The sequence below is a fragment of the Ferdinandcohnia sp. GQ5 genome (genome assembly GCF_059759275.1).
In genome coordinates this window covers 16,002-38,706 of record NZ_JCAXEW010000024.1, presented here as the reverse complement: position 1 = coordinate 38,706, position 22,705 = coordinate 16,002, and the positions used below count along the sequence as shown (strand labels likewise).

Genomic DNA, 22,705 nt, shown 5'->3' with positions numbered 1-22,705 from the left:
ACCTATTCAGATGATATGATGAACATATAAAGGGTGAATAAAGAGGGTGTTGGGAATATATGTTTAATCACAATGATTTTGAGTTCAAAAACAAAATTCTTGAAACGATTATTGACACTGCTTATGAATGGATTGTTGTAGTAGATCATCAAGGGAAAATTATGTACATGAATAAAAATTATTGTGATTTCCTTGAAGTTAACCGGGAAGAGGTAATTGGTACACATGTAACAAAGGTAATCGAAAACACAAGAATGCATATTGTTGTTCAAACCGGAGAAGAGGAAATTGGCAGTCCGCATTATATAAAAGGGAATTATATGATTGCAAATCGGATTCCGATATACTCTGATCAGACAATAGTTGGGGCAGTAGGAGCAGTTATTTTTAAAGATACTAAGGCATTAAATAAGATGAATAGTCATATTAAAAGCTTAATGTCACAGCTTCAAACCTATATTGAAGATTGGCAGGAAAACAATGGGGCTAAATATACGTTAACTGATATTAAATCGGTTTCAAAGCAAGTGATTGAATTGAAGGAAAAGGTTAAAAATATCGCATCAGGTGATATTTCTGTTTTAATTCGAGGTGAAAGTGGAACTGGAAAAGAATTGTTCGCACACAGTATTCATCAACTGAGTGAAAGAAGTCAAAATCCTTTTATTAAAATTAATTGTGGAGCAATCCCTGAGCATTTATTAGAATCAGAGTTATTTGGTTATGAAGAAGGAGCATTCACTGGAGCAAAAAAGGGTGGGAAAAAAGGCAAGTTTGTTCTTGCACATGGTGGAACCATTTTTTTAGATGAGGTGGGTGACATGCCACTAAATATGCAGATAAAGCTATTACGCGTTCTCCAGGAAAAAGAAGTCGAACCAGTGGGAGCAGTAAAGCCTATCCCAGTTGACGTTCGTGTGATTGCAGCGACGAATCGACCTTTGGAGCAGATGATTGAAGAAAATCGATTTCGTGAGGATTTATTTTACCGAATCAATGTAATCCCGTTCAGAATTCCGCCCCTACGTGAAAGGCCAGAAGATATTGGTCCATTAACCCAATTTTTTATTGAAAAAGTTTCAAAGCGTTCGGGAAAAAGAATTACTGCAATTGACGATGAGGTAATGAATATTTTTAACCAACATCAGTGGCCGGGAAATCTTCGTGAGCTTGAAAATGTAGTAGAAGCAGCTATCCATTTAACAAGTGGGGAAAAAATAGAGATCAGTTCGTTACCGGAATATTTAGTTGACGATCCCAAATTATTAATCGGCCAAAAAACTTTAAAGGAAATTCTTGAGGATACTGAAAAAAGGGTGCTCGAGAAAACATTACAAAAGTATAGTGACGATAAACAATTGGCCGCCAAAGCACTTGGGATAAGTAAATCTAGTATGTATGAAAAACTTAAAAAGCTAAAGATAGAATTGTGAATTCCAGAAATCCGGAACGTTATTCCAGATTTCTGGAATTCTTTTTTGCCCATGTAAACTCAATTTCTAAAAAACTAGGAAACTACCATTCCAGAATTCTGGAATGATAGGATGCACAATAAATTAAAATATGGCGATTTAGTGACCTTTTTGATGTTGGCATGCTACTTGCAACTTTAAAAACTGAAATGATCAAAAGGAGGTCAAATATAGCGAATCAAAAAAGAGGTCAAAAGGAAAATGAAAGCGGTTACTGAATTAAATAGGATTGGAGACAGAATTGTTGTATTTAATTGACATTGTTTCAAAAAAATTTGAGTAAGGGGGATATAAAATGCTCAGTATGATTGGTTTAGTTGGCGGTTTGGCGCTTCTCATTTATTTAACAATGAGAGGCATGAACTTACTACTTGCAGGGCCATTATGTGCTCTAGTTGTAGCAGTTTTAAGTGGCCTACCACTGTTTCCGCAGTTAGCCGGTGAGGGAGAAGCAAACTTTGTTGGCAATTATATGAGTGGTTTTTCAAGTTTCGTTACGTCTTGGTATCTGATGTTCCTATTAGGAGCCATCTTTGGAAAAGTGATGGAGGATAGTGGTGCGGCTGATAGTGTGTCAAAATGGATTGTTGATAAATTAGGAATGAAATTTGCCATTTTTGCAATCGTCTTAGCATGTGCAGTTCTCACCTATGGCGGTGTAAGCTTATTTGTTGTTGCTTTCTCTGTTTATCCAATGGCCATCAGTCTATTTAAAGAAGCCAATTTACCGAGAAGATTTATCCCTGCAACATTAGCTTTCGGTTCTGTTACATTTACAATGACATCCGCAGGTTCTCCTGAAATTCAAAACTGGATCCCAATTGAATATTTAGGTACATCTCCACTAGCGGGCTGGGAAGTAAGTGTTATTGTCGCCATATTTATGATGATTTTTGGCGGTTGGTGGTTAAAACGTATGATTAATAAGGCAGTTGCAAATGGAGAAACCTTCGTTTCAAGAGAAAATGACCCAATTGTTGAAAATAAAGAACTGCCACACCCGATTACAGGACTTATTCCGTTAGCTGTGGTTCTTCTTATTTCGTTTTTCTTTCATGACAAACTTGCTCAATCCGCACTTATTATTGCGTTATTAGGTGGCGTTATTTCAACGTATTTATTGAATCGAAAGTATTTCACATCGGTTAATAAAGCACTTTCAGAGGGGACAATGGGTGCATTAATTGCGATTGGCAACACTGCCGCTGTTGTTGGATTTGGAGGAGTTGCAAAAGCGGTTCCTGCTTTTGAGGTTGCTGTTGATGCGATGACTAGTATCCCAGGTAGTCCCTTAATTGGAGGAGCAATTGCAGTTAGTGTCATTGCCGGAATGACTGGTTCAGCTTCTGGAGGTCAGGCGATCGCACTTCCATTACTAGCACCACATTATGTTGATGCAGGAGTTAATACAGAGGCACTTCATAGGGTAGTGGCTATTTCATCAGGTGCATTGGATTCACTCCCACATAATGGCTATGTTGTAACAACGGTTCGTTCGATATGTGGAGAATCACATAAGGATGCATATGGGGCGGTTGGTGCATTAACAGTAATTGTTCCATTAATCGGGCTAGCCATTGCCATTATTTTATTTTCTTTAGGTTTAGGGATTTAGGAGGACGGACGTCATGTTTACAAATCAGGTTATCTTAATTACCGGTGCAGCACGAGGGATTGGATTTGAAATGGGGAAAACCTTTGCTATGAATGGCGCACGTGTTGTGTTAACGGATGTAGATGAGTCGGCAGTAAAAAAATCCGCATCAGTGCTTCAGGAGGCAGGATATGAAGCGATTGGTTTAAAATGTAACGTCACAAATGAACTAGAAATTATTGAGATGATTAAAAATACTGTTGCGGAATACGGAAGAATTGATTGTCTAATCAACAATGCAGGGTTGCAGCATGTGTCTCCAATTGAAGAATTTCCAAAAGAAAAATTTGAACTATTATTATCCGTTATGCTTACTGCCCCATTTGTGGCAATGAAGCATGTTTTTCCAATTATGAAACAACAGAAGTTTGGGCGGATTATTAATATGGCTTCCATAAATGGTTTAATCGGTTTTGCTGGTAAAGCTGCCTACAATAGTGCAAAGCATGGGGTAATAGGATTAACAAAGGTTGCTGCATTAGAAGGCGCTGAGCATGGAATTACAGTAAATGCATTATGTCCTGGGTATGTCGATACACCACTTGTAAGGAATCAACTTGCAGATTTAGCCAAGACGCGAAAAGTGGATTTGGAAAAGGTTTTGGAGGAGGTTATTTATCCCCTTGTCCCACAGAAGCGCCTTTTAGAGGTTGAGGAAATTGCAAATTACGCTATGTTTTTAGCAAGTGAACATGGAAGAGGAATAACTGGTCAGGCATGTGTAATTGATGGGGGCTATACAGCACAATAAAAGTGAAAAAGAATCTCATATTCTGAGATTCTTTTTCTGCTATTTTTCTATTTTTATGGTAAACTTTATTTAGCGAATTTTTGTTGACCTTATAAAAGGGTGCCATTAGTGTACTTTTTTATAGGGTCTTTTTTTAATGTCCAACAGTTTCACTACCATCATCTGTACCATCTGCTGTAACTTTTAATAATGCAACTGCCCCTTTTTGTGCATGGTTAAATTGGTGAGTTACGATTGAGTAAGTTCCTTCTTTAGTAACCGTAAATTCAACAACTGCTCCACCACTGGCTGGAAGCATAACAGTTTGAAGGCCTTGCATATGGTTGTATGGGTTACCATCGATATATACATCATCAAATATTGTACCAACTACGTGGAAGGAGCTCACTTCATTTGGACCAACATTATTAACATAAAGTCTTACACGGTCACCTACTTTAGCAAGGAGTGGTGTTTCTTTTAATGAAAATGTATCGCCGTTAGTGTTTAAATCTCCTTCTTTAAGGGCTTTAGTAGAAAATACGACTTGGCTTGGTACACCATTAGTAAAGTCATTTAAATCGTTGTATTTGTACCATTCATTTTGAATGATAAGGTATTCTCTATCAATCTCTTTATCTGTTGGATAACCATCTTTAGGCTTTACAATGATTGTTCCGTGCATACCGTTTGCGATGTGTGACAGAACTGGTTTTGTACCGCAATGGTACATAAATACTCCAGGCTTATTTGCTGGGTAAGAGAATGTTCCAGATTCATCAGGCATTACATCAATGAAATCTTTTGAAGGTGATGCATGTACTGCGTGGAAGTCCATGCTGTGTGGAATAGCCGGATCCATATTTTTTAGTGTAAAGTTAATTGTATCACCTTCGTTTACAACTACAACAGGTCCCGGTGCTTCACCGTTAAAGGTCCACGCTTTGTAGAGATACCCTTTGTCAATTTCAATGTCTGTTATTTGAGCAGTCATTTCAACATTCACTTCATTGTCTGATACCCTTTCTACTTTTAAAGGTACGGGTCCTTGGTTAAGATCATTGTGAGGAGCAATTACTTCTCCTTGGCCCGACTCAGAACCAGCTGTTTGTGCTTCTACTTTCTCCTCCTTCATCGCCTCCTGATTACTACCACATCCAGATAAAATGATTGAAGTTCCAACTATCGATGCAACCAACAATTTAATTTTGTTGCCCATGAATAATACCCCCTTGGATATTTGGTATTTGCTTCTACACCTTTATCATATTCGGAGAGCATTCCTAAAAACGTGATTTTAATCACGCATTTTGACCTAATCTGTGGACAGTTTGTGGAATAGTGAGCATATAAACATTGTTCCAATAGTGATAAGGGTTTAAACGCTTTCAAAATGGCGTTTTTAGTCACATATTTGTCTTTTTTTCTCATGTAGTAATTGTCCCAATGACATGTTTTTTTGTTAAAAGGAGCTATGATTCATAAACCAAATTTGGAACCCATACGTTTAAGGAAAAGTATATGTGGGTAAAATGGTGGTGGAAAAGCCCAATTTTACCTATTTCACTTGCAGTTCTTATATAAATTCTATACAATACTGAATATAATCAAAAATTAATGAAGCGTTGAAAAGGAGTAGTAATGTTCTACACACGTGTTAGAGAGTTGACGGGTGGTGCAAGTCAATCGTTGATGAACATGAACTCGCCTTTGAGCAATAAGCATGAACTGCAAATGTGCAAATTAGTGCTTGTCGTATGATCCGCGTTAAGGATGAATGAAGTGAGTGCACAATTTGTCACTAATGTGGGTGGTACCGCGGGAAGAATACATATCCTCTCGTCCCTTTTGGGATTAGGGGTTTTTTGTTTTTTTATTAGTCTTTTTAGCATTTGTAACTGATTAAGGAGGAAGTCTTATGAGTTTTAATCACCAAAAGATCGAGAAAAAATGGCAGCAGTACTGGGAACAGAACAAAACATTTAAGACAACTGAAGAACAAGGAAAACGTAAATTCTATGCGTTAGACATGTTCCCATATCCTTCAGGAGCGGGACTTCACGTTGGTCACCCTGAAGGATATACGGCTACTGATATTTTAGCAAGAATGAAGCGTATGCAAGGATACAATGTTCTTCATCCAATGGGGTGGGATGCATTCGGTTTGCCGGCTGAGCAATATGCTTTAGATACTGGAAACGATCCTGCTGAGTTCACGGAAAAAAATATCAATACCTTCCGCCGTCAAATTAAAGAACTTGGATTTTCATATGATTGGGATCGTGAAATTAACACAACAGATCCTAATTACTATAAATGGACACAATGGATTTTCACAAAGTTGTTTGAAAAAGGTTTAGCATATGTAGATGAAATTCCTGTAAACTGGTGCCCTGCGTTAGGAACTGTACTTGCAAACGAAGAAGTAATCGATGGGAAAAGTGAACGTGGTGGCCATCCTGTTGAAAGACGCCCAATGAGACAATGGGTATTAAAAATTACTGCATATGCAGAACGTTTATTACAGGATTTGGATGAGCTTGATTGGCCAGAAAGTTTAAAAGAAATGCAGCGTAACTGGATTGGACGTTCAGAGGGAGCGCATGTAACCTTTAAAATTGATGGACATGAAGAAACATTTACCGTGTTCACAACACGTCCAGACACTTTATTTGGTGCTACTTATGCAGTACTTGCGCCAGAGCATCCATTTGTTGATAAAATCACGACTACTGAACAAAAAGGAGCAGTCAGTGATTACCTAGATAAAATCAAAAGTAAGAGTGATTTAGAGCGTACAGATCTAGCAAAAGATAAAACAGGTGTATTCACTGGTGCATATGCCGTTAACCCTGTTAACCAAGAAAAAATGCCAATCTGGATTGCCGATTATGTCCTAATGAGTTATGGAACAGGAGCTATAATGGCAGTTCCAGCTCATGATGAGCGTGACTATGAATTTGCACAAAAATTTGAATTGCCGATTAAGGAAGTCGTAGCTGGCGGTGATGTTTCCAAAGAAGCATATACTGGTGACGGTGAGCATGTTAATTCAGATTTCCTAAATGGATTAAATAAAGAAGAGGCCATTTCAAAAATGATTGCATGGCTAGAAGAAAATAAGTTAGGTAAAAAAGAAATTACCTACAAATTACGTGATTGGTTATTTAGCCGCCAGCGCTATTGGGGTGAACCAATTCCAGTGATTCAATGGGAAGATGGAACAATGACTACTGTTCCTGAGGAAGAACTTCCACTTGTGCTTCCAAAAACGAAAGAAATCAAACCTTCCGGAACTGGTGAATCACCGCTTGCAAATATCTCAGAATGGGTAAATGTAGTTGATAAAAAGACTGGCAAAAAAGGCCGTCGTGAAACTAACACAATGCCACAATGGGCAGGCAGCTGTTGGTATTATTTACGCTACATTGATCCACATAATGATCAAGCCATCGCAGATCCGGAAAAATTAAAAGAATGGTTGCCAGTTGATATTTATATTGGTGGAGCAGAGCATGCAGTACTTCACTTACTTTATGCTAGATTCTGGCATAAAGTTTTATATGATATCGGTGTCGTTACAACGAAAGAACCATTCCAAAAGTTGTTCAACCAAGGTATGATTCTTGGAGAAGGTAACGAAAAAATGAGTAAGTCAAAAGGAAATGTAGTAAACCCTGATGACATCATTGAATCTCATGGCGCAGACACTCTTCGTTTATACGAAATGTTCATGGGACCATTAGATGCTTCCATTGCTTGGTCAACAAACGGCCTAGATGGTTCTCGTCGTTTCTTAGATCGAATCTGGCGCTTACTTGTCGATGACAATGGTAGCTTAACATCCAAAGTTAAAGCTGATTCAAACGATACTACACTTGAACGTGTGTATCACCAAACAGTGAAAAAGGTAACAGAAGACTATGAAGCATTACATTTTAATACGGCAATTTCACAATTGATGGTATTCATCAATGATGCATACAAAGCAATTGAATTGCCTAAGTCGTTTATTGAAGGCTTTGTAAAACTTCTTTCTCCAGTTGCTCCTCACTTGGCTGAAGAACTTTGGGAGAAGCTTGGCAATACAGGATCTATTGCATATGAGTCATGGCCAGCATTTGATGAAGCAAAATTAGTTGAAGCTGAGATCGAGATTGTTATCCAAGTGAATGGAAAAGTAAAAGCAAAGCTTCATGTTCCGGCAGATGCTTCAAAAGAAGTACTTGAGCAAATCGCGATGGGTGCTGATCCTGTAAAAGAACAAATCGAAGGAAAAACAGTCCGCAAAGTTATAGCAGTACCAGGTAAGCTTGTAAATATTGTAGCCAATTAATAGTAAAAAGCCCTCCGTTTTGGAGGGCTTTTAACATTCTAAAGGAGCCACAATGGCATCCGTACCATTTACTCCACCATTCCAGATTGTAGATAATGATAGAGTAGCTTTGTAGTGTTTTCAATTGAATCTTTATGTGTTCGCTCAAATGCGTGGGAAGAGTCGATTCCAGGTCCGATTAATCCATGGATAATATCATGCCCAGAACGAATAGCTGCAGATGCGTCAGATCCATAATATGGATAAATATCTAACTTATACCCGATTTCATGTTTTTCCGCAAGTTGGACAAGTTTTTTGCGGAACGCATAATGATAAGGTCCACTAGCATCCTTCACACAAATGGAAACTGTATATTCATCGGTTGATTGACCGTCCCCCATTGCCCCCATATCTACTGCTAAATACTCTACTGTTTCGGGTGTGATATTGGAGTTACCGCCATAGCCAATTTCTTCATTATTAGAAATAAGAAAATGAGTTGTATATGGAAGCTCAATATTCTCTGCCTTGATTTGCTTAATCAATTGAAGCAGAATACCAACGCTTGCTTTGTCATCCAGATGACGAGATTTGATAAAGCCATTAGCTGTTACTTCTACACGTGGGTCAAATGAAACAAAGTCACCAACTTCTATACCAAGAGCTCTAACTTCATCCGAGTTTTTTACTTTTTCGTCAATCCGGACTTCCATATTATCTTGGTTGCGTTCAGCTTTACCTGCATCCTTGTATACGTGAACAGATTGCTGATGCATTAATATTGTCCCAGTAAAAAATTTGCCAGTTGAAGTTTCAATTCGGCAGTATTCTCCTTCAATGGAGTTGTATTTAAATCCACCAATTAGATCAAGTTTTAATCGACCACTTGGTTTAATTTCTTTTACAATAGCACCTAATGTGTCCACATGGGCTGTGAGCATCCGGTGTTTTTGTGTGTCTTTACCAGGAATAGTAGCAATTAGTCCGCCTTTTCGGTTTCGGTATGTATCTACATTTGCCTCTTTTAAAAGATTTTCAACGAAACTAATCACTTCGTTAGTGTTTCCAGATGGACTTGGAATTGAAACTAGTTCTTTGATAAGTTGAATGGTTTCGTCTGTATTTGGATAAGTCAACTTCTTTTCCCCCTTGTTTTCAGCTAGTTATAGCATACTCTTTTTTAAAAAGAAATTCTAGCTTTCAAGAATATGGAAAACTTGAGTTTTGAAAAATTGTAATCCACAATTTCGGTTTGCTATAATGGTCGAGATAGAAAGTGAAAGGATGGGACCTAATGATTGAAGAAATAACAACTGAAGAACTGAAACAAAAGCTCGAGGCAGGCGATAAGTTAGAGCTTGTTGATGTTCGTGAAGATGAAGAAGTAGCAGAGGGAATGATCCCTGGAGCAAAGCATATTAAAATGGGAGAAATTCCAGCAAATCTCGATTATTTTGATAAAGACCAGGAATACATCATAATTTGCCGCTCTGGTGGTAGAAGCTTCAATGTCTGTGCATATCTAGATGACCAAGGCTATAAAGTCCGAAACATGGTTGGTGGAATGATGAATTGGACAGGAGAAACGAAGTAATATTTGGCAAGGCTTCCTCCAATAATTCCTGATAAGAGATATAAAAATTAAATATTAATAAGTAATTAAACGTGAATTTATAAAGGATTCACGTTTTTATTTTTTAAAAACAATAATAAAATAGTAAATAACGGTAATATTTTATTGAAAAACAATAAAATATTGGTTAGGATGATAATATATAACATTTGGAGGGAAAGAAATGACACTTACTTTATTGCTCGGTATTTTATTAGTGATTATTTTAGGAATTTATAAAAACAAACTTGTGAATTACATAGGTACCAATAATCGCATAGTAAATAAACTATCAAGCTATAATTGGTTCCAAAATCCATGGCTCAGTGGTTTATTTCTTTTTGTTTTGAATGCCATTTTATTTGGCTCTACTTTATTAATACTCTATGGACTTAGTTTCTTAATGATCCCTTACATCCATTTATTCATTATGGTGGGAGCTGTTCTAGTAAGTCTGATTGCATGGATTATCCTTTTGAATGCCTGGAAAGGTGATAAAAAGGGGCGTTTACTAAGAGGGTTTCTAGGCAGTAGCTTTTATTTAATCCTTACACTTGTTTTCGCTTATATGATTGTCACTCTTGAACCACAATTTCCAGGGGACGATACCTTTATGGCATTCATCGGACTCGTCATGGCCATCACCGTAACCCTAGTCGCTTTCATCACCTGCTTTTTATTTACAGGTCTTTTTGCAAGAAAGGAAATGAACTAATTCTTTCATATGGGGAAGTATAAGGGCGCACTATTGAAAAACATATGATGCGGATAAGAAGTGACCTCTGGGAAAAAAGAGGAAAAAGTCATGGCATAAGTATCGGATAAGGAGTGACTTCTGGATAAAAGAGGAAAAAGTCATGGCATAAGTATCGGATAAGAAGTGACTTCTGGATAAAAGAGGAAAAGGTCATGGCATAAGTATTGGATAAGGAGCGACTTCTGGAAAAAGAGGGAAGGGCCATGGCAAAAGTATAGGATTAAGAAGTGACTTCTGGGAAAAAAAGAGGAAAAGGCCATGGCAAAAGCAGCGGATAAGAGGTAACTATTGGATAAAAAAGGAACATGGTATAAGTATCGGATAAGAAGTGACTTTCGGATAATAGTGGAAAAAGGTATTACATATGGATAAAGCAGAAAAAAACATAGAAAAACCCAGATCCATTCCGGTTTATTAGTCATTTATATTGTGAAAATAAATCTAGAAGCTTTTTTTGCAACCCTTACGTTCCTTTTTTCGACTATACCTTAAAGGGGGTATACGAAATGAAATATATAAAAGAGATACTTGTTTTAGTGTTACTTTTCTTGATTTTTATTGGTTTGTTCCCACGTCAGGCAACTGCATGTTCATGTGCCTATCCTGAATCTGTAAAGGATGAGTTAAATAGAAAAACGGCCGTATTTTCTGGTAGAGTCATTAAAATGGAAGATGAAAATAAACTTTCCTACATTAAATCAAGTGCCGATCCGATTAAAGTGTTATTTGAAGTCACTGATAGTTGGAAAGGTGTTGATAGTTCTCAAGTTATTGTAAGCGCTGCAAGATCTAGTGCAAGCTGCGGGTATGAATTTGAATTAGATAAGGAATATATTGTCTATGCCTATGGGGAAATTAATAATTTAGAAACAGGGTTGTGCGAGAGGACGGCATTATTATCTGCAGCAGGGGACGATTTAGCGATGCTTGGCCAGGGGAAATCCCCCACCAAACAAGTAGATTTGCAAAATGAATTAGGAAACTCAAATGTGTTTTTGTATCTTGCCATCAGTGTCATTATCCTAGTTATAGGACTGTTCTTCCGTAAAAAAATGAAAAAATCTTAATTTGTAAGCTTATAAGTCTAAAACTCTGTCAATACTAGTATTGGAGGTGGAGTTTGTGGCTTTGAAGGTAAGGATTTTTGATGAAGAACATGAAAAGGACCTCGAACATAAGATGAACCGCTTTTTAGAACAGATTGGAGAAGGAGATATTATTGATATCAAATTCCAGGTCGGCGTATCTTGCGATCAAGAGGATGACCAAATTTTTTGTTTTTCTGCAATGGTTATATATAGAGCCTAACCCACAATAAATACAGTGTGTTAGGCTCTACTTTATTTTCGTATGGCTGATGCTTGTTTACCTGCGTTTTCGCCTGCTAATCTCCCCGTCACAAGGGCTGATGTTATATTGTAGCCCCCCGTATATCCGTGTATATCAAGAATTTCTCCGCAGAAAAAGAGTCCCTTCATGAGTTTTGATTCCATTTCCTTTGGATGAATTTCTTTGATTGAAACACCACCACCAGTTACAAATGCTTTCTCAATTGGCAAAGTGCCATTTACTGTGAATTGGAATTGTTTACAATCCTTAGCAAATGCACGAATGCGATCATGAGACAAGTTTGCAAATGTAACCTGTGGGTCAATCTCATTTCTTTCTAATAAAAATAGTAAATATCTTTCTGGTAAAAATCCTTTTAAGATATTTTTTAAAGCCTTTTTAGGCTCTTCTTTCACTAATTTCAATATCTGTTGAAAAATTTGCTCTTCGTTCATCGCAGGAAGCGCATCAATACTAATGACTACATGATCTACTTTAAACTTTTTCATCGTCTTTACAACAAACTGGCTGCAGCGTAAAATGGCAGGTCCCGAAATTCCGAAATGAGTAAACAACATGTCCATTTGATGGGTAATTACCGTCTTACCTTTAGGATTCAGAACACTAACAGCAACATCTCGTAATGCCAGTCCTTGTAAGGCTTTATTTTTAATAAAATCTTCGTTTGATGTTACCGGAACCTCCGTAGGGAAGAGGTCTGTGATTGTATGACCGGCAGCCTTTGCCCATGCATATCCGTCACCAGTTGAACCTGTTTGTGGTACAGATTTACCGCCGACAGCGACAACGATACAGTTTGCTTCTAGGTATTCACCGTTTTTTAAGTGCACAGCTGCGACCCTGCCATCTTTATAGTCGATCTTTGCAACGGGTGTATCCGTTTTGATATGAACTTGTAAAGACTCAAGTTTATTTAATAGGGCATCCACAACAGACTGGGCTTTATTTGTCGTCGGAAACATCCTGCCATGGTCTTCTTCTTTAAGTTGAATCCCTAACTTTTCAAAGAATGCGATAATATCTTCGTTATTAAAAACAGAGAATGCACTATACAAAAATCTGCCGTTACCTGGGATATGCTTGATGATTTCTTCTATTGGGAGTCGGTTTGTGACATTACAACGCCCTCCACCTGAAATTGCAAGCTTTCTCCCAAGCTTGTTCCCTTTATCTAAAAGAAGAACTTTCGCTCCTTGCTCTCCAGCTGCAATCGCAGCCATTAAGCCAGAAGGTCCCCCTCCAATTACAATTACATCATACTGCAAATAGAACACTCCTTATAATCAAATTCAGCTTGGAGTCTGCCAAGTTGAATAAAGTTAATCTAAAAATCGTTGGCGGTCCTTAGGAGAAGGAATTGTGCAGCTTTCCTGTTTTCCAAACCATTTATAACGATTATTGGCAATTACATGATAAAATATATCCCTGATAGGTGCTGGCACAATTCTAAAAATCGAAAGGAAACGATATGGTCCTTTGAGATTTCGACAGACCCTAAGTGCAGCATTTGATTTTGTATAAAAATAGTCCCCTTCAATTAATACGAAACTATTTATGTTTTCGGAAATACCATGTTTTCTCAACAGGTCTTTTCCCACTTCACTTTGAAGGGATGCAAAAAGATAACGTTGTTTCCAATCTCTTTTAAGGATAAATTGGACACTGCTGTTGCAAAACGTACAAACGCCATCAAACAAAATAATATCTTTCATGGCTTTTCACACTCCCATGTTTTCCTTATTACATCATATCATGGGATTGATTAATAGTTGAAACATAGAATACGTTGAAATTAAAAACTAACAAGTCTAAACTATACATTACAATGCTAAAGAAGCCAAATAGTCAAGAAACCGACAAATAATTATAGGTTAATAATTTTTATAAGTATGATAAAATTGATAAGTTAGTCTAACTATATTCAGATGTAGCATATATTTTTATACTGTTTTAAAATGGCTTAATGTTATAAAAGAACCGTGGTTCCCCTTGGCTGAATAAATTTAACCTCCTGCGGATGTCACAGATTCTTAGCAAAACTTTTCGACCGTGCTCGAAAAAAATCTAAATGCAATACGCCAAGGCGTAGTTGATTAGAAGTAAAGATTGGGGATTTTATATGTCAGATTCGAAACTATTGCGTGGGACGTTTGTTTTAACCCTTGCTACATATATTTCTCGAGTACTTGGAATGATCTATGTGTTTCCCTTCGTGTATTTAGTCGGAAGCCTTGGATCTGCCCTTTATTCTTATGGATATGCACAATATACAATTTTTTTATTTATATCAACAGCGGGAATTCCAGCTGCTGTTTCTAAATTTGTTTCAAAATATAATTCTTTAGGTGATTATCATACCGGAATGAGGATGTATAAATCTGGGCTAGTCGTAATGGGGCTTACAGGTTTAGTCGGTTTTACAATCCTTAACTTAATTGCACCGCTTCTTGCGCCAATTGTTCTTGGAGGGGGAGATGCAGGAAATACGGTTGAAGATGTTACGTTCGTGATCCGAATGGTAAGTTTTGCACTACTGGTTGTTCCGATTATGAGTATTCAACGAGGCTTCTTCCAAGGTCACCAATCAATGGGACCAACTGCTGTTTCTCAGGTTGTGGAACAGATTGTACGTATTTCCTTTGTTCTGGCAGCAACCTTTATTGTGATGAAGATAATCGATGGAGAGAGAGTATTTGCTGTTGGATTGGCTACATTTGGTGCCTTTATTGGGGCGCTTGGTGGTTTGGCAGTCCTCCTATGGTATTGGTTCAAGCGAAAACCATACTTAGATGAAATGCTCGCGAAAAGTAAACCTCAAACAGATATGACAACAAAAGAGATGTTTAGGGAGCTGTTTTCTTATGCAGGACCTTTTGTCATTGTCGGACTTGCGATTCCGCTTTATCAATATGTTGACCAACTTACATTTAACAAAACAATGATGGGCAACGGCGTTGATAAAGATATATCTGAAGGATTATTTTCATATGTCACCTTCATGGTTCCTAAATTGGTTATGATTCCTGTTTCTTTAGCTACGGCATTTAGTCTAACGCTTGTACCAACGATTACAAAGTCGTTTACATCTGGGGACTTTAGTTTACTTAGAAGTCAAATTGATAAAACCTTTCAAATTTGTGTGCTGTTAGTATTACCAGCCGTGGTTGGTTTATCAGTATTAGCTTATCCAGCCTTTAATGCATTTTTTGAAATGAGTGAAGCTGGTGGTCGGATTTTAAGATGGTATGCACCTGTCGCGATACTATTTTCTTTCTATTCGATTTCAGCTGCTATTCTTCAAGGAATTAACAAGCAAAAGTTTGCAGTGGTAAGTTTGTTTATGGGGCTAATTCTCAAAATTAGTTTTAATAGTCCGTTTATCTCCTGGTTTGGTGAAATTGGTTCAATACTAGCTACAGCCTTAGGATACACGGTGGCCATTTTATATTGTTTCTGGATGATTGCAAGACATACAGGATATAAATACTCAATGTTTGCAAGAAGGTCGTTATTAATGGCTATTTTCGCAACCGCTATGGCATCGGCTATAATTTTAATCGGATGGCTTTTATCTTTTGTTGTTGGATTTGAAAATGGTAGGGTGCAGTCAGTTTTCGTGCTCTTAGTTGGGGTAGTAATTGGGGCTGCTGTTTACCTGCTTTTAGCCTATCGTTCGCGACTATTGGAGGTCCTCCTCGGCAATCGATTTAGATTTTTATCAAGAGATAGAAAAAAGGCTGTACAGTAAGTGTCAGCCTTTTTTTCGAATATATTTATTCATTTGTGTGAGAGGAACAATCTTTCTTCCGGGTTAGAAGGTCATACAAGTAAGTTAGCCTTGGAAGGTTCCAAGGCCAAGACGACGCTCAATGCGGTCTACGCGGCGGTCTAAACGATCAATCTGGTTTTCTAGTCTTTGGATTTGGCGCTCAAGACGTTCGAGACGACGGTCTACGTTTCCGCCTCCACCTGGAAATCCAGGAAAGAAGCCCTGAGGTTGTTGACGATAATCATAATAATACATATTGGTATCGCTCCTTTTTCTTTATAAAAATACAATAACAGTGTATGTATGAAGGGCGTTTGTGCAATGAATAAAACGCCTATTCTAATTAAGAATGGGTATTCGCGGAGTAAAAAAGGAGGTATATGCATTGCGAATTGATAAATTACTTGCCAATCGAGGATTTGGAAGTAGGAAAGAAGTTAAAAGCCTATTAAAATCGGGAGCTGTTCAAATAAATGGAGTAGCTACCAAAGATTCTAGTAAGCATGTAAATGTAGAATTAGATTCAGTCACCGTTCATGGTGAAATAATCGAATACAAGGAATTCATTTATCTAATGTTAAATAAACCTCAGGGTTTCATATCTGCAACTGAGGATCATCTTCATGACACTGTTATTGATTTATTGGAGATGGAAGATACGATTTACAAACCTTTTCCAGTCGGACGTTTGGATAAGGATACAGAAGGTTTATTGTTGTTAACAAATGACGGTCAGCTTGCACATCAATTGCTTTCCCCAAAAAAACATGTGCCCAAAACCTATGTAGCTATTATTGAAGGTGAAGTAACTCAAGAGGATGTAGAGGCATTTCGAAACGGGGTTACTCTTGATGATGGATATGAAACTATGCCAGCGGAACTAAGAATCATTAGCAGTGGTTTACGTTCTGAAATCGAAGTAATCATTGAAGAAGGAAAGTTCCATCAAGTAAAACGAATGTTTGAATCGGTAGGGAAGCGAGTCATTTATTTGAAAAGGATTAAAATGGGGCCGTTACCACTAGATGAATCTCTAGAGTTAGGGGAATATCGTGAGTTAACGGATAATGAGGTCTTGCAATTAAAGAACTATACGAAAAATTAACTAGGGCTGTCATTAAGACAGCCCTTTATTTCTTGCAAATATAGTTTCTATATATGTATCTGTATGAATAGGCTTTCTATTGTGAAGTTATTTGCTACCTTCTTCTTGCGCCCCTTACAATTGGTTGCTAAGATATTTTGACTTTCTTTTTTGTGATTGTCCATTTTCCTCGGCTAGGGCTGCGAACCAAATCATTATATGCTAACACATTCAAATCGCGCTGAATGGTTCTTGATGTTATACCAAATTCATCAACAAGCTCCTGTGTAGTTACAGTCCCTTTTTCGTTAATAAACATGTAGACTGATTTGATACGAGTTAACATACGGTTTGTTGAAGGCTTCAAAAAACCACTCCTTATCATTTTTGTACATGCTGACATGCCTCAGTCTTCCTATTAATCAAATCGCTTTTTAAAAATAACAATTGGTATGACGTATTCTTATTTTAAACAAACAATCTTATATATATGACCTTTTATCACCTCTTCTCTTTACAGGTGCGTTTGCTATATATATATAGTTGTAACTGAATAGTATGACTATTTCCACAATTTTTTTCAAGAATTTACAATTTACCTCTATTATTATCATAAATTATTTCTACTATTCTGTTTTTTACATTTTAATTACAGTTTGGTAAAGGTCGTCCAAAATAAGGAAACCTTTTTTCATGATTTTCGTATGTAATGGTGGAGGGGTTGTGAATGGAACAGACATTATTGGAAGTCTCAATACAGGATTCAGGCTATGAGCAAAATAATAAGATTATAGAAGATCTTTCTTTTTCAATTAGCCGAGGTGAAATCGTTGGGCTTATAGGACCGAATGGTGCAGGTAAAAGTACAACGATAAAAACAATTCTTGGATTATTGGAAAACACAAATAGCAAGATTGATTTTATCAATAACCATACATATGCTTATATTCCGGAACGCCCGGTTTTTTATGATGAATTGACATTATGGGAACATCTAGACCTTGCGGCGGGTGTAATGGGGATTGAAGATTCGCAGTTTAATGAAAGGGCAATGAAACTAGTTAACCTTTTCCATATGGAAAAGGCGATACATAAGCTTCCAAGTACTTTCTCAAAAGGGATGCAGCAAAAGGTTATGCTCATAACTGCCTTTCTAATAAAACCGGATATTTATATAATCGATGAACCATTTGTCGGTTTAGATCCAATGGCGATGCAGGACTTTTTAACACTAATCGATAATGAGAAAGAACGAGGGGCAGGAATTCTGATGTGTACACATGTATTAGATACTGCGGAAAAGGTATGTGATCGTTTCCTATTGGTTGCGAGTGGAAGGCTCAAGGCTGAGGGTAACCTTGATTATATTCGAGCAGAAGCAAAACTTCCTGAGGCTGCACTTTTACAGTGTTTCAACCAAATCGTACAAGGTGAATCGTCGAATGAATAACAGTCTTTTTAAAACTCGATTTCGTAAGGAGATTGGGTATCAATGGGGTGTATTTAAGAGTGTAGTAGATTGGACCATATTCCTCTATTTATTTATTCCTGCCCTTGCGATAGGAGGCTACCATTATTATATATGGTGGTCTGAAATTCCAAGCTGGGTTAATGGTTTCCCACTTACCTTTCTATTTATTTTGCTCTATTTTTTTTGCTGGGAAGGTCGGATTCGGACATTTTTGGAGGAAGCAGACCAATTATTTTTACTTCAAAAACGCTACCTTGTTGTGGCTTTGAAAAAATCGACTCGTAATCTATATGTTCTTGGCTATAGTGTGGGAGTACTTATTCTTGTCGGGATATTAGCGCCATTCTTATTCAATTATTACAATTTATCTTGGTTAGAAATTCTTATGGTTACCTTTTATTTTATCAGTCTAAAAGCACTTATTCTCGGATGGAAGCAATACCTGGATGATATCGTTTCGGCATGGAAAAAAGGTTTTTTTACAGTTTTATTATTCGTTGCATTAGGTGCTTTCACATTTTCATTTGTAACTTGGGCACTTGAACAGTTTACCTTTCTATTACTAATGATTGGCCTTATTCAATGGTACTTATTCTGGGTGAAATCTTCTAAAAGGATATATAAGTTAACAACCTTTTCTAAGGATGTTGAGGTAGAGAACATGCTGAAGCTGAAGTATGTTAGGAATATCTTTGTTTTTTCCGAATATGTTGAAAAAACACCAAATCAAAAGAAGCGAAGCTCATTATTTTATCGGAACTCAAAACGAATTTATAATAAACGTAATCGCCAGAAAAGTTTACAGGAATTATTTATTAAAGTCCTTTTCAGGAACAAAATGTATTTGTTTCAATGTTTACAAATCTCAAGCATCACGACGGCAGCCTTGATTGTCATCCCCCCAATTTGGATTAAATGTATGATCTTTTTTGGCTATATTATCATACTAAGAATGTGGATAAAGATTGTATATAAGCGGACCATGTCCAATCACTTTATCGTTAATGTTAGAAAAGATGATATTATTCGTATACAGGCGGAACACTATATTGTGAATTTAATATCGCTTCCTGTAATATCTATCGTAGGATTAATACTAATTTTAATCATAGTGTAAGGAGAATTAAAATGGAGCAGATTAACTGGCTTGAAGAAGTAACAAAACGTAAAGATCAAATGATTAAAGATACTCAAGATTTTTTGAGAATAAAAAGTGTCCTTGATGAAGAACATGGAACTCCAAATGCACCGTTTGGGGAGGGAATTGATGAGGCATTACACTATCTATTAGACAAAGGCAGTGCAGAAGGCTTTAGCGCTAAAAACCTTGATGGATATGCAGGCCATCTTGAAATGGGTTCTGGAAATGATTTGATTGGAATTTTATGCCATATTGATGTTGTACCAGAAGGGGATGGCTGGTCTAGTGATCCATTTGGGGCAGAAATTCATGACGGAAAAATAATTGCAAGAGGCTCACTCGATGATAAAGGTCCAACGATGGCTGCATATTACGCAATGAAAATAGTGAAAGAACTAAATTTGCCACTTTCTAAGCGTGTTAGAATGATCATTGGAACGGATGAAGAAAGTGATTGGCGCTGTGTGGACCATTATTTTAAGCACGAAGAAATGCCGACAATGGGCTTCGCACCAGATGCGGATTTCCCAATTATTTATGCTGAAAAAGGAATCGCTGATTTTGATATGGTTCAAAAATCGGATCAAGTTTCTGATGGTGATCTTCTGTTAGAATCGTTCAGTTCTGGGAGACGCTACAACATGGTTCCTGATTTTGCAGAAGCCAAGCTTGAAGGGAAAGCAAATCTTCAAGAAATGGTGAATGATTTCCAAGGATTTTTACATAAAAATACATTAGAAGGTCGTGGCATATGTGATGAAGATACCGTCATTTTTCAGCTTGAAGGTGTGTCTGCTCATGGGATGGAGCCAGACCATGGAAAAAATGCGGGCTTATATTTGGCAACCTTTTTACAAGGATTTTCATTAGATGAACAAGCAAGGCAATATATAAACTTCATTCATGAATATTTCGTTGGTGATTCAAGAGGAAGAAGTCTTGGTGTCGCTTATCGTGATGACATTACGGGTGATCTAACCATAAATGTTGGAAAGCTTTCCTATTCATCAATGAATGGTGGAAGATTAGGATTAAATTTACGTTATCCAGTAACAAATGATATGGAAGGAACGAAGAAGAAACTTGAGGAAATATGTGAGAAGTTCGGATTCGAGCTTACGAATTACAGTAATTCTTCACCACACCATGTTGACAAGAATCATCCACTAATTCAAACACTTCAAAAAGTCTATGAACAGCAAACTGGTGAAGAGGCTACTTTGGTTTCAATTGGTGGAGGAACATATGCAAGGTCATTAAAAGCAGGTGTGGCATTTGGACCATTGTTTCCAGGTCGTCCGGATGTTGCCCACCAAAAAGATGAATTTATTTTAGTAGATGATTTAGTTGCGGCAACAGCAATCTATGCTCAAGCAATTTATGAATTAGCGAAATAAGATGCTGGAGCCCGCCCTGATGGCGGGCTTTTAAATTAGGATATAGAAGTAAGTGCTAACTCCGAGAGAATCCCCCTAGTTTCCCTTTATCCGTAAGTTTGCTAAAATGGGTAAATAAATTATGTCAAAAAAGGAGCTTAAAAAATGGAGCATCAAACTCACTACTTTCTTGCACTTGCACTTCCTCCAGAGACAAAAGAGCTCTTGTTTAAATGGCGGAAAATGCTGGACCCACGCCTACCGTTTAAGTCATGGGTTCATCCTGAGGATTTACACATTACGCTTGCTTTTTTAGGGGGGCAGGCATCGTTTAAACAGTTGACTTCCATCAAAAAAGAAATGCCGGAAATCGCTAAGGAGCATCAACACTTTACTCTTCAACTCAATGGGCTAGGAACGTTTGGTAAATCAGATTCTCCTCGTATCTTATGGGCTGGAGTAGAAGAAAGCGAACCATTAATAGCTCTTCAAAAAGATATTTATCAAGCGTGCACGGACTTGGGTTTTTCACTTGATAAACGAAAGTTTACTCCACATATAACTATGGCAAGAAAATGGAAATCTGAAACCCCTTTTTCTACAAATGATTTAAATGAAATCGTACAACCTAAGGAAGATCAGTCACTATTTAAAGCAGAACATTTTGTGTTATATCAAACTCACTTGAATCGAACGCCAAAGTATCAGCCGTTATCGATTTTTTCATTGAGCTAAAAAGGCGATGTTCAAAAAAATTCCAAATGATAAACTTCAGATATCTGCTTCACTCGGCCTCTCTGGTCCTCGAGACTGCCGTTTCTTTATCTACTGGCTACTGATTTGTCTAATTTTTGAACACGTATTAAAAGGGGAAGTTTTACGATGAGATTTGTTAAGATTTGTTTTCAAATTGCCATTTTATATATGATTTATTGGGTCGGAACGTTGATACAAGGGCTTTTACACACATCTATTCCAGGTAGTATTATTGGGATGATTTTGTTATTTATCTTGTTACAAACCAACATCATTAAAGAAAAGTGGCTTGGAGAAGGGGCTCAATTTTTACTTGCGTATTTGGCACTGCTCTTTGTGCCAGCAACTGTCGGGATCATGGATTATCTCCCCTTTTTCAAAGGGAAGGGTTTTATTACGGTTGCCATTGTGTTGTTAAGTACAATTCTAGTTATGCTTACATCAGGTATAGTTGGTGATAAATTAGCAGCTAGAAAGCAACAAAAACAAAGCACGAATATTGAGGAGGGCTTTGGAGCATGAATACTCTATATGCGATCAGCTCAATCGTTTGTACAATCACTATTTTTCTGTTGATGACGCGTCTGTATAAACGATATTCTCACCCGTTACTAGTACCAATTGCAACAACTACCCTTGTGGTTCTTATTATTTTGTTATTTTTCTCAATCCCTTATAAAACTTATATGTTGGGTGGAAAATGGATAGATGAGCTACTCGGACCTGCAGTTGTGGCATTGGCCTATCCTTTGTATCAAAATCGCAAATCGTTAAAGGAATTTTTCATTCCGATTATCATTGGCGTCTTTGTAGGTTCTACGACAGGAATTATTACAGGAATATATTTTTCAAAAGTTTTAGGCATCGATTCAGATATCATCCTTTCTATTGCTCCAAAATCAGTTACATCTCCGGTTGCTATGGATATTGCAAGCATGACGGGTGGAATTCCCGCATTGGCTGCCGTATATGTAATGTTTGCGGGAATTTCGGGTGCGATGTTTGGTCCACTTCTTTTAAAAATGGTAAAGGTCAATCACTTTGTCGGTGTTGGTTTAGGATTTGGGACCGCATCACATGGTATTGGCACAGCTAGGGCATTGGAAATAGGAACAAATCAAGGGGCAATAAGCTCGATTGCGATGATTTTAAGTGCGGTCTACACATCAATCATATTGCCAGTTTTGTTTTCTTTTTTTCTATAATGAGGTGAAA

At 37.4% G+C, this 22,705-nt stretch carries 22 protein-coding genes and 1 other annotated feature; of the genes, 16 read left to right on the top strand and 6 right to left on the bottom strand.

From position 1 onward, the window contains the following. Positions 1 to 59 precede the first annotated feature (59 nt). The 3 genes from AC6CHV_RS22855 to AC6CHV_RS22845 all read left to right on the top strand — a co-directional run bounded on the left by AC6CHV_RS22855 (position 60) and on the right by AC6CHV_RS22845 (position 3,877). The gene (locus tag AC6CHV_RS22855) at positions 60 to 1,433 is read left to right on the top strand and encodes a sigma-54 interaction domain-containing protein (RefSeq protein ID WP_341330586.1); all 1,374 of its coding nucleotides are present in this window, start codon (positions 60 to 62) and stop codon (positions 1,431 to 1,433) included. Between the two features lie 334 nt (positions 1,434 to 1,767). Then, on the top strand, positions 1,768 to 3,087 hold the full coding sequence (locus AC6CHV_RS22850) for a GntP family permease (RefSeq protein ID WP_341330587.1): 1,320 nt from the start codon (positions 1,768 to 1,770) through the stop codon (positions 3,085 to 3,087). 13 nt (positions 3,088 to 3,100) lie between these two features. Continuing rightward, positions 3,101 to 3,877 carry a 3-hydroxybutyrate dehydrogenase gene (locus AC6CHV_RS22845; RefSeq protein ID WP_498079745.1) on the top strand — a complete coding sequence of 259 codons (777 nt, stop codon included), beginning with the start codon at positions 3,101 to 3,103 and terminating at the stop codon, positions 3,875 to 3,877. 133 nt (positions 3,878 to 4,010) lie between these two features. Here AC6CHV_RS22845 and AC6CHV_RS22840 read toward each other — a convergent pair whose 3' ends face one another. Continuing rightward, complete coding sequence (locus AC6CHV_RS22840; RefSeq protein ID WP_440274313.1) at positions 4,011 to 5,075, bottom strand: multicopper oxidase domain-containing protein; 1,065 nt, start codon at positions 5,073 to 5,075, stop codon at positions 4,011 to 4,013. 397 nt (positions 5,076 to 5,472) lie between these two features. Further along, positions 5,473 to 5,706, top strand: a binding site (T-box leader). Positions 5,707 to 5,774: 68 nt separating this feature from the next. On the opposite strand from AC6CHV_RS22840, the gene leuS reads away from it, so the two are divergent. Then, positions 5,775 to 8,192: a leucine--tRNA ligase gene (leuS, locus tag AC6CHV_RS22835; protein ID WP_440274312.1), complete on the top strand. Its 2,418-nt coding sequence runs from the start codon at positions 5,775 to 5,777 to the stop codon at positions 8,190 to 8,192. 68 nt (positions 8,193 to 8,260) lie between these two features. Here leuS and AC6CHV_RS22830 read toward each other — a convergent pair whose 3' ends face one another. After that, positions 8,261 to 9,310, bottom strand: a complete 1,050-nt coding sequence (locus AC6CHV_RS22830; RefSeq protein WP_440274311.1) for a M42 family metallopeptidase — start codon at positions 9,308 to 9,310, stop codon at positions 8,261 to 8,263. Positions 9,311 to 9,468: 158 nt separating this feature from the next. Between AC6CHV_RS22830 and AC6CHV_RS22825 the strand changes: the two genes are divergently transcribed. From AC6CHV_RS22825 to AC6CHV_RS22810, 4 genes are all read left to right on the top strand, one after another. Then, the gene (locus AC6CHV_RS22825; RefSeq protein WP_440274310.1) at positions 9,469 to 9,768 is read left to right on the top strand and encodes a rhodanese-like domain-containing protein; all 300 of its coding nucleotides are present in this window, start codon (positions 9,469 to 9,471) and stop codon (positions 9,766 to 9,768) included. Positions 9,769 to 9,970: 202 nt separating this feature from the next. After that, a complete protein-coding gene (locus AC6CHV_RS22820) occupies positions 9,971 to 10,501 on the top strand; it encodes a hypothetical protein (protein WP_498079744.1) in 531 nt (176 codons plus the stop codon). A 548-nt stretch (positions 10,502 to 11,049) separates the two neighbouring features. Next, on the top strand, positions 11,050 to 11,610 hold the full coding sequence (locus AC6CHV_RS22815) for a hypothetical protein (RefSeq protein WP_440274126.1): 561 nt from the start codon (positions 11,050 to 11,052) through the stop codon (positions 11,608 to 11,610). A 55-nt stretch (positions 11,611 to 11,665) separates the two neighbouring features. Next, positions 11,666 to 11,851, top strand: coding sequence for a sporulation protein Cse60 (locus AC6CHV_RS22810; RefSeq protein ID WP_440274127.1), 186 nt, complete (start codon positions 11,666 to 11,668; stop codon positions 11,849 to 11,851). A gap of 32 nt (positions 11,852 to 11,883) precedes the next feature. Here AC6CHV_RS22810 and AC6CHV_RS22805 read toward each other — a convergent pair whose 3' ends face one another. Both AC6CHV_RS22805 and AC6CHV_RS22800 read right to left on the bottom strand, forming a co-directional pair. After that, positions 11,884 to 13,158 carry an aminoacetone oxidase family FAD-binding enzyme gene (locus tag AC6CHV_RS22805; RefSeq protein WP_498079743.1) on the bottom strand — a complete coding sequence of 425 codons (1,275 nt, stop codon included), beginning with the start codon at positions 13,156 to 13,158 and terminating at the stop codon, positions 11,884 to 11,886. A 54-nt stretch (positions 13,159 to 13,212) separates the two neighbouring features. Continuing rightward, complete coding sequence (locus AC6CHV_RS22800) at positions 13,213 to 13,605, bottom strand: thiol-disulfide oxidoreductase DCC family protein (RefSeq protein WP_341330596.1); 393 nt, start codon at positions 13,603 to 13,605, stop codon at positions 13,213 to 13,215. A gap of 407 nt (positions 13,606 to 14,012) precedes the next feature. On the opposite strand from AC6CHV_RS22800, the gene AC6CHV_RS22795 reads away from it, so the two are divergent. Then, on the top strand, positions 14,013 to 15,641 hold the full coding sequence (locus tag AC6CHV_RS22795; protein WP_440274129.1) for a putative polysaccharide biosynthesis protein: 1,629 nt from the start codon (positions 14,013 to 14,015) through the stop codon (positions 15,639 to 15,641). 84 nt (positions 15,642 to 15,725) lie between these two features. On the opposite strand, the gene AC6CHV_RS22790 is transcribed toward AC6CHV_RS22795, so the two are convergent. After that, positions 15,726 to 15,917, bottom strand: coding sequence for a hypothetical protein (locus tag AC6CHV_RS22790; protein WP_121447368.1), 192 nt, complete (start codon positions 15,915 to 15,917; stop codon positions 15,726 to 15,728). Positions 15,918 to 16,047: 130 nt separating this feature from the next. Between AC6CHV_RS22790 and AC6CHV_RS22785 the strand changes: the two genes are divergently transcribed. Further along, positions 16,048 to 16,767 carry a pseudouridine synthase gene (locus AC6CHV_RS22785; protein ID WP_498079742.1) on the top strand — a complete coding sequence of 240 codons (720 nt, stop codon included), beginning with the start codon at positions 16,048 to 16,050 and terminating at the stop codon, positions 16,765 to 16,767. A 127-nt stretch (positions 16,768 to 16,894) separates the two neighbouring features. On the opposite strand, the gene AC6CHV_RS22780 is transcribed toward AC6CHV_RS22785, so the two are convergent. Then, a complete protein-coding gene (locus AC6CHV_RS22780; protein ID WP_010678476.1) occupies positions 16,895 to 17,113 on the bottom strand; it encodes a DeoR family transcriptional regulator in 219 nt (72 codons plus the stop codon). Positions 17,114 to 17,473: 360 nt separating this feature from the next. On the opposite strand from AC6CHV_RS22780, the gene AC6CHV_RS22775 reads away from it, so the two are divergent. The 6 genes from AC6CHV_RS22775 (at position 17,474) to AC6CHV_RS22750 (ending at position 22,695) form a co-directional block, all read left to right on the top strand. Further along, entirely contained in the window at positions 17,474 to 18,196 is a 723-nt protein-coding gene (locus tag AC6CHV_RS22775) for an ABC transporter ATP-binding protein (protein ID WP_440274130.1), read from the top strand. Further along, the gene (locus AC6CHV_RS22770) at positions 18,189 to 19,334 is read left to right on the top strand and encodes an ABC transporter permease (RefSeq protein ID WP_498079741.1); all 1,146 of its coding nucleotides are present in this window, start codon (positions 18,189 to 18,191) and stop codon (positions 19,332 to 19,334) included. Before AC6CHV_RS22775 ends, AC6CHV_RS22770 begins: the two co-directional genes overlap by 8 nt. A gap of 11 nt (positions 19,335 to 19,345) precedes the next feature. Beyond that, positions 19,346 to 20,755, top strand: coding sequence for a dipeptidase PepV (pepV, locus tag AC6CHV_RS22765; RefSeq protein WP_440274132.1), 1,410 nt, complete (start codon positions 19,346 to 19,348; stop codon positions 20,753 to 20,755). A 144-nt stretch (positions 20,756 to 20,899) separates the two neighbouring features. Beyond that, a complete protein-coding gene (thpR, locus tag AC6CHV_RS22760; protein ID WP_440274133.1) occupies positions 20,900 to 21,469 on the top strand; it encodes an RNA 2',3'-cyclic phosphodiesterase in 570 nt (189 codons plus the stop codon). A 147-nt stretch (positions 21,470 to 21,616) separates the two neighbouring features. Further along, entirely contained in the window at positions 21,617 to 22,012 is a 396-nt protein-coding gene (locus AC6CHV_RS22755) for a CidA/LrgA family holin-like protein (RefSeq protein ID WP_498079740.1), read from the top strand. Next, complete coding sequence (locus AC6CHV_RS22750) at positions 22,009 to 22,695, top strand: LrgB family protein (protein WP_341330605.1); 687 nt, start codon at positions 22,009 to 22,011, stop codon at positions 22,693 to 22,695. The genes AC6CHV_RS22755 and AC6CHV_RS22750 overlap by 4 nt, the downstream gene beginning before the upstream one ends. The last annotated feature ends 10 nt before the right edge of the window (positions 22,696 to 22,705 follow it).